At 65.6% G+C, this 6,731-nt stretch carries 7 protein-coding genes; 6 read left to right on the forward strand and 1 reads right to left on the reverse strand.

Going from position 1 to position 6,731, the window contains the following annotated elements; all coding sequences use genetic code 11:
- Positions 1-73 precede the first annotated feature (73 nt).
- The 3 genes from A5688_RS01205 to A5688_RS01215 are packed head-to-tail and all read left to right on the forward strand — an operon-like array spanning position 74 to position 2,567.
- A complete protein-coding gene (locus A5688_RS01205; protein ID WP_067831451.1) occupies positions 74-880 on the forward strand; it encodes an acyl-CoA thioesterase in 807 nt (268 codons plus the stop codon).
- Positions 881-940: 60 nt separating this feature from the next.
- A complete protein-coding gene (locus tag A5688_RS01210; RefSeq protein WP_067831449.1) occupies positions 941-1,459 on the forward strand; it encodes a nuclear transport factor 2 family protein in 519 nt (172 codons plus the stop codon).
- A gap of 7 nt (positions 1,460-1,466) precedes the next feature.
- Positions 1,467-2,567, forward strand: a complete 1,101-nt coding sequence (locus A5688_RS01215) for an NAD-dependent epimerase/dehydratase family protein (RefSeq protein WP_067914669.1) — start codon at positions 1,467-1,469, stop codon at positions 2,565-2,567.
- A gap of 14 nt (positions 2,568-2,581) precedes the next feature.
- Here the strand turns inward: A5688_RS01215 and A5688_RS01220 are convergent, their stop codons facing one another.
- Positions 2,582-3,553, reverse strand: coding sequence for an aldo/keto reductase (locus A5688_RS01220; protein WP_067914671.1), 972 nt, complete (start codon positions 3,551-3,553; stop codon positions 2,582-2,584).
- A gap of 96 nt (positions 3,554-3,649) precedes the next feature.
- Here A5688_RS01220 and A5688_RS01225 point away from each other — a divergent pair, with 96 nt between their 5' ends.
- The 3 genes from A5688_RS01225 (at position 3,650) to A5688_RS01235 (ending at position 6,345) form a co-directional block, all read left to right on the forward strand.
- Positions 3,650-4,981, forward strand: a complete 1,332-nt coding sequence (locus A5688_RS01225) for an acyltransferase family protein (protein WP_067831443.1) — start codon at positions 3,650-3,652, stop codon at positions 4,979-4,981.
- Positions 4,982-5,133: 152 nt separating this feature from the next.
- The gene (locus A5688_RS01230; RefSeq protein WP_067831441.1) at positions 5,134-5,442 is read left to right on the forward strand and encodes a hypothetical protein; all 309 of its coding nucleotides are present in this window, start codon (positions 5,134-5,136) and stop codon (positions 5,440-5,442) included.
- Between the two features lie 231 nt (positions 5,443-5,673).
- Entirely contained in the window at positions 5,674-6,345 is a 672-nt protein-coding gene (locus tag A5688_RS01235; RefSeq protein ID WP_067831440.1) for a TetR/AcrR family transcriptional regulator, read from the forward strand.
- Positions 6,346-6,731 lie beyond the last annotated feature (386 nt).

Genomic DNA, 6,731 nt, shown 5'->3' on the forward strand with positions numbered 1-6,731 from the left:
CTCGTGCCGGTGCGGTGGCAAGCGCGCAGCCCGGCTCCACGGCGCTGCACGCTCCGGAGATCAAGGAAGCCAGATGACCGACACACATCCGTTCGACGAAGCCATCCAGCTCGACACCGTCGGCGCGGACACCAGGCGCGGCCGCACGCACCCGGAGTGGGCCAACATGGTCGGACCGTTCGGCGGGATCACGGCCGCCACCATGCTGCGCGCCGTCGAGACGCACCCCGACCGCATCGGGGAACCGCTGGCCTTGACCGTCAATTACGCCGCCCCCATCGCCGACGGCGACTTCGACCTCACACTTCGGGCCGCGCGCACCAACCGCACCAACCAGCATTGGATCGTCGAACTCAGCCAGGACGGCGACGTCAAGACCACGGCGACCGCGATCTACGCGGTCCGGCGGGAGAGCTGGAGCGACACCGAAAGCCGGCCGCCCAGCGCACCGGCGCCCGAGCAGGTGCCCGCCGTCGACCCGGGCCTCGTCAGGTGGACGAGCCTGTACGACATGCGGTTCGTCGAAGGCGCGATGCCCGGCAAAGACGGGGATCCCAGCCCGTCTTCGACCACCACGCTCTGGGCCCGCGACGGCGCCGGGCGCCCGGTCGACTATCCGGCGCTGGCCGCGCTGTGTGACATCTTCTACCCGCGGGTGTTTTTGCGCCGCGGCGGCTTCATCCCGTCCGGGACCATCTCGTTGACCACGTATTTTCACGCCGACCGGCATCAACTCGGTGCCCTGGACAACGACTTCGTCCTGGCCACCGCGCACGCCAACCGCTTCTCCGGCGGCTATTCCGACCAGAGCGCGCAGGTGTGGACGCGCGACGGCGGGCTGCTGGCCACCACGCATCAGATCGTCTACTTCAAGGGGTGACGTTTACACTTCGCCAGTGAAACGTCGCGCCGGGACGCTTACTGAAAGAATCGAGCCGCAATGACAGAGCGCGCGGACGGCCTGGTCGCCGAGACGCTGCCGGCGATCGAATCCATCAAGCAGCTCAAGGCCCGGTACTGCCGCCATCTGGACACCAAGGACTGGGCGGCATGGCGGACGATTTTCGCCGACGACTTCGTCAGTGACACGTCCGAAGCGGGCGGCAAGCTGATCGCCGGCGCCGACGATTTCGTGGCGTTCACCCGCCGCGCCCTCGGCCGGCCTACACAGCCCACCGCCCACCAGGTGCACACGCCCGAAATCGAGCTCACGTCGGCGACGACGGCACGTGGAACATGGGCGCTGCAAGACGTCGTCCGGTTCGGGCCCGGGGTGACTCTGGTCGGCTACGGCCACTACCACGAGACCTATGAACTCATCGCCGGGCAGTGGTTGATCAAGAGCTCCAAGTTAACTCGACTCCGTGAGGACATCGTGACTCCGTTTTTCTCGTTCTACGTCTCTCCGCGAGTGCGCACGGCGATCGGCAAGATCGCCGGCCGGCTGATGGACCGGTGACGCACCCATGACAGTCGACATCGTTTTGGTCACCGGCGCCTTCGGGCAAGTCGGTAAGCGTTGCACGCAGCTTCTTTTGGAGCGGGGGCGAACCGTCGTCGCAATGGATCTGCGCAACGACAACACCGTCGCCGCGGAAAAGGAACTCGCGGCCGCCGGATACCCCGGGACACTGATTCCCGCCTACACCGACCTGCTGGACGCCGAGGCGGTGCGCAAGCTCGTCACGACGCATTCCCCGGGAGCGGTCGTCCACCTGGCCGCGATCGTCTCCCCGCTGTCGTACCGCAATCCCGGTTTGGCCCGAAAGGTGAACGTCGGTGGCACCGAGAACCTGTTGGCCGCCTGCACCGCGCTCCCCCGTCCACCGCTGTTCCTCATGGCGTCCAGCGCCGCGGTGTACGGGTCAAGGAATCCCTACCGCCAGCCGGAGCGCATCACCCCGGACACCCCGGTGAACCCGATCGATCAATACGGCCAGGACAAAGTGCTCGGCGAGGCGGCGATCCGCGCGAGCGGGCTGCCCTACGCGCTGTTCCGGCTGGGCGGCGTCATCTCGCCGGATACCCACTCGACCGTCAACGCCGATTCGCTGCTCCTCATGCGATCGATGCCGGGAGACAACCGCATGCACGCCGTGGACGCGCGTGACGTGGCACTGGCATTCGCCAACGGCGTCGATCGGGAAGCGACCATTTCCGGCAAGGTTCTGCTGATCGGCGGTAACGAGTCCTACGTGCTGACGCAGCGCGGCCTCGAGGACGGCCTGATGGAGGCCATCGGATTGGGTCGCCTCGGCCCATCGGCCAGCCTGCCCGGCGACCCGAGCGACGACCGCGGCTGGAGTTTCACCGGCTGGTACGACACCACCGAAGCGCAGGCGCTGCTGGACTTTCAAGAACACGACTGGAGCCATACCCTGGCCTGGCTCGCCGCGTCGCAGGGCCACCTGCGCATCGTGCTGCGGCTGCTTGGACCGCTATTGCGGCCGGCCTTGCGCGCCGTCCTGATCGTGCAGCGCCGGCTCGAGGGACGCGGACCCTACGCCGACCCGTGGGCGCTGGTCGAAAAGAAATACGGGACAGCGGCTTTGGCCCGCGTCGACTGACGCGACCAGCACGACTACCGGTCGATCCAGGCCATTTGCGCCTCGGCGTGGTGCCCTCCCACGGGCGGGGTGAGGCGATCGAGCCTGGCCAGCTGGTCGCCGCTCAGTTCTATCGCGTCGGCACCGGCGTTTTCTTCAAGGCGCGCGACGCGTTTGGTTCCCGGGATCGGCACGATGTCGGGGCCTTTCGCCAGCAACCAGGCCAACGCCACCTGGGCCGGGGTGGCACCGATGTCGGCGCTGATGTCGCGTAATTCGTCCGCACACCTGAGGTTGTGCGCGAAGTTGTCGTCGAAGAACCGCGGGTTGGTCTTGCGGTAGTCGGTGTCGGGAATCTCCTGCGTGGAGCGGATGGCGCCGGTGAGGAAGCCACGCCCCAACGGCGAATAGGCGACGAATCCAATCCCCAGCTCGCGCAGCACCGGCAATATCGCCTCTTCCTGATCGCGCGTCCACAGCGAGTACTCGGACTGGACGGCCGTGATGGGGTGTACCGCGTGCGCGCGGCGAATGGTGCTCACGCCGACCTCGGACAGACCGATGTGCCGGATCTTCCCGGCGGCGACCAGTTCTGCCAGCGCTGAAACCGTGTCCTCGATCGGGGTTTGGCGGTCGAGGCGGTGCTGGTAGTACAAATCGATGTGATCGGTCGCCAATCGTTGCAGCGAACCTTCCACGGCGAGACGGATATTGGCGGGGCTGCTGTCCAGGCCGTCGCGGCCGGTATGCGAGATCAGCCCGAATTTGGTTGCCAGCACCACCCGATCTCGGCGGCCCTGCAGGGCGCGGGCGACGAGTTCCTCGTTGGCGTACGGCCCGTAGACCTCGGCGGTGTCGATCAGCGTGACACCCAGGTCGATGGCACGATGAATCGTGCGGATGGATTCGGCGTCGTCGAAACCGCCGACCGCGTAAGCCACCGACATGCCCATCGCGCCGAGTCCGAGGCGCCCGACGTTCAGCTCGCCGAGTTGAACCTGTTTCATGGCTTGTCTCCTGTCCTCGACGCGATTCGACACGCCTCACGCAACCGCGCGACGGTACGGTGGCGCTGTGCACCGCGTCGAGCTTCCCCCGATCTGATGAACCGCGCAAACACCCCGCGGCCGGACCGAAATCTGGCGGTCGATTTTTATCGCGTGTCGGGTGTGGTGCTCATCGTGCTGGGGCACTGGCTGGCCGGATCGGTGACGTATCGCGATGGGCAGTTCGGCCGGCAGAACCCCCTCGTCGAGCTGCCCTGGACCCAGTGGCTGACGTGGCCATTCCAGGCGGTTCCGACGTTCTTCCTGGTGGCCGGCTACGCCGGCGCTGTGTCCTGGACCCACCGGCGCGACACCGGCGGATTCTCGCGCCAGACCTGGCTGCAGCATCGCCTGGCCCGGGTGCTGGGACCAACGGCCGTCTACGGAGTGCTGGTGTCGGTGGTGGTGATCGTCCTGGGCGCCGGCGGTGTCGCCGGCTCGGTGCTCGAGTACGCCGGATGGGCGGTCGCCATGCACCTCTGGTTTCTGGCCGTCTATCTCGTGGTGGTGTCGTTGACGCCGATTGCCATTGCCGCAGACCGGCGTTGGGGACTCTTGGCGCCCGGCGCCCTCGCCCTGGCCGTTGTGGTGGTAGACGCCGTCCGGCTTGGCGGCCATGTGCAATACCTCGACTGGCTGAATTACCTTTTGGCCTGGGGGGCCCTCTATCAGCTCGGAATCGCCTGGCGGGCAGGCCGATTGGACGGCCACAGACCCGCCGTACTGGCCGGCGTATCGGCGGTCGTGCTCGCGCTGCTGATGTGGCTGAAGATCTATCCGGTCAGCATGATCGGGGTCCCCGGTCAAACGATCGACAATACGACGCCGCCCACCGTGGCACTGTTGTCGTTTGCGGGCACCCAAGCCGGGATTGTGATCGCGCTGGCGCCCGCGCTCAACCGCGCGCTGCACGCCATGCGTGTCCAGCGCGTGCTCTCCATCGGTAATCGAAACATCATGGCGCTTTACCTTTGGCACATGATTCCGGTCGTCATCGTCGCGATCGTCGGTTACCCCGCCGGGCTGCTGCCACAACCACCCATCGGGACCGCGGCGTGGTGGTTGGCCCGGCTGGAATGGGTGGCCATCCTCGGCGCCGTGACCGCGGTCGAGATGCTGTTGTTGTGGTGGGGACGGCGAATTTTCGCGGCCCCGTTGCCGCTGGTCGGGATTCCGCTCACCGAGCGCTGGATGGAACCGGTGATGCTGACCGGCGCCGCGATGGCGGCCTACGCGCTGTCCGTCGTCGCCTCCGAGGGATTCGCCCCCGATGGCCACTTCCCCTGGTTGATCGCAGTCGTTTTTGCCGTCGGAGTGCTCATTGCCGCGTTTCGTCCCACCGCCGAGTCGACAACTCGCGGCCCGACGGTCGGGCACAGAACCGCGTAGCCGCGCGGGAGCGACTTACGGCCCCACGAGAGGGGCCGTAATGCCCTGGCCAGACCGGTATGCACGGAGAAACGTCTCCGGCAGGCTTCGGATTACGTGAGTATCGAGCGCCCAGGCCCGGACGAAGAAACCCCTGTGAAGGGAGTGCACAAATGTCACACACCGCTACGCTCCACACCAGCCAAGTTCCTCGGCAGCGCGAGCAGGACGCCGAGCTGTTGAAGGAGTCCGGGGTTCACAAGCTGGTGATCACGGACCGCGAGGGGAACTGCCTGGCATTCGTATTGGCCTGGGAAAGCTTCGATTACGACGCCGAGACCGACACCTACGTGTGCGTCGTCGACGGCGATGGCAGAGAACTGATGACCGTGTACACCGCCGGTGAAATCAAATCATCACCTCGCGCGAACACCTATGTGGTGACCGCGCCGGACAGGTTCGATGGCCGCAAGGGCGCCTAGAGCCCGCTGAGTTGCCGGCCGTCGCTCGCCGCCGTTTCAAAGGCCGGGCCGGCCAGATGTCCGCACGATGCGGGACTCGTCGACCCGATCCCCGCAGTGCAGGACGCCAATTCAAACCGTCGTCGCCACATGCCGGCCACCGTTCCCGGTCCCAGCAACGGCGAGGGAACTTGACTTTGCGGCGGCTATGATAGACCGTTCGTACGGTTAGTTTATGCCGAAGGGTGGAAGATGCCCCGATCGCCAGGTAGGCGAAACGAGATTTTCGACGCGTTTGTCCGCTATGTTGCCGAACGCGGCTATGACAGAACGAATATGGGAGACATCGCCGACGAGCTCGGTATGTCCAAGGGCACCATCGTTCATCACTTCGGCACCAAAGCGCAGATGTTGCGGGAACTGGAAGAAACCCACCTGGCCCGCCAACTCGATGTGTTGCAGATGGCATGGGAACGCCTGGCCGCTCCGCACGAGCGCATCGCCGCAATCATCTACACCTCGGCACTGCTGCAGGTGATCGCCCGCGATGCGACGGTGGCGAGCCAGCGCGAGGTGGTTCAGTTGTCCGATGATCCTGCGATGCAACAAGTGCGCAAGTTACGGAATCAGTTGCAAAATCTGGCGATTGACGAAATACGCAACGGAATTGACAGCGGTGTGTTCCGAAGCGTCGACGTCGACCTGGCCGCGCTGCAACTGTGGGGATCGCTGCAGTGGATGTGGGTGTGGTTCGATCCCACCGATTCCCGGACACCCGAACAAGTCGGGGCAGCTTTCGTCGACGTGTTCCTCGGCGGGCTCCTGCTCGACCGGTTGGGGCTCGGGAAGTGGGCGAACCCGTCAGCGGACGTCGTCTCGGTGGTGCGCGAATGCCTTGCCGCGGCCACGGGTCCGACGGATTGACCGCATAGCATTCGAATTGGCTTGTGCAGGAAGGTAATTAGCCGCATCCGTAGCACGTGGAGCGGCGTGCCGTCCTGGGCCGCGATCCGTCGAGCGCAGGTCGACCAATCGCCGCTGCCGTACGGTCGGTCAATGACATTTGGGGTCCGGCGCGGGCCGACCTTAGAGAAGCCGCGAGCCAACCGCCGGGTGGCCAAGGACCGCAAATCCACTTTTAGCAGGTACTTTGCGTGAATTTCGCGTCGCCGCGTGACTGACGGCAAGGGCAGCCTAAGAATCGCATCGACCAGAGAGAACCTGGACTTTAACTGACCGACCGTACGGCAGCGGCGATTGGTCGACCTGCGCTCGACGGATCGCGGCCCAGGACGGCACGGAGCACTACA

The sequence above is a fragment of the Mycobacterium mantenii genome (assembly GCF_001667865.1).
Classification (GTDB): domain Bacteria; phylum Actinomycetota; class Actinomycetes; order Mycobacteriales; family Mycobacteriaceae; genus Mycobacterium; species Mycobacterium mantenii_A.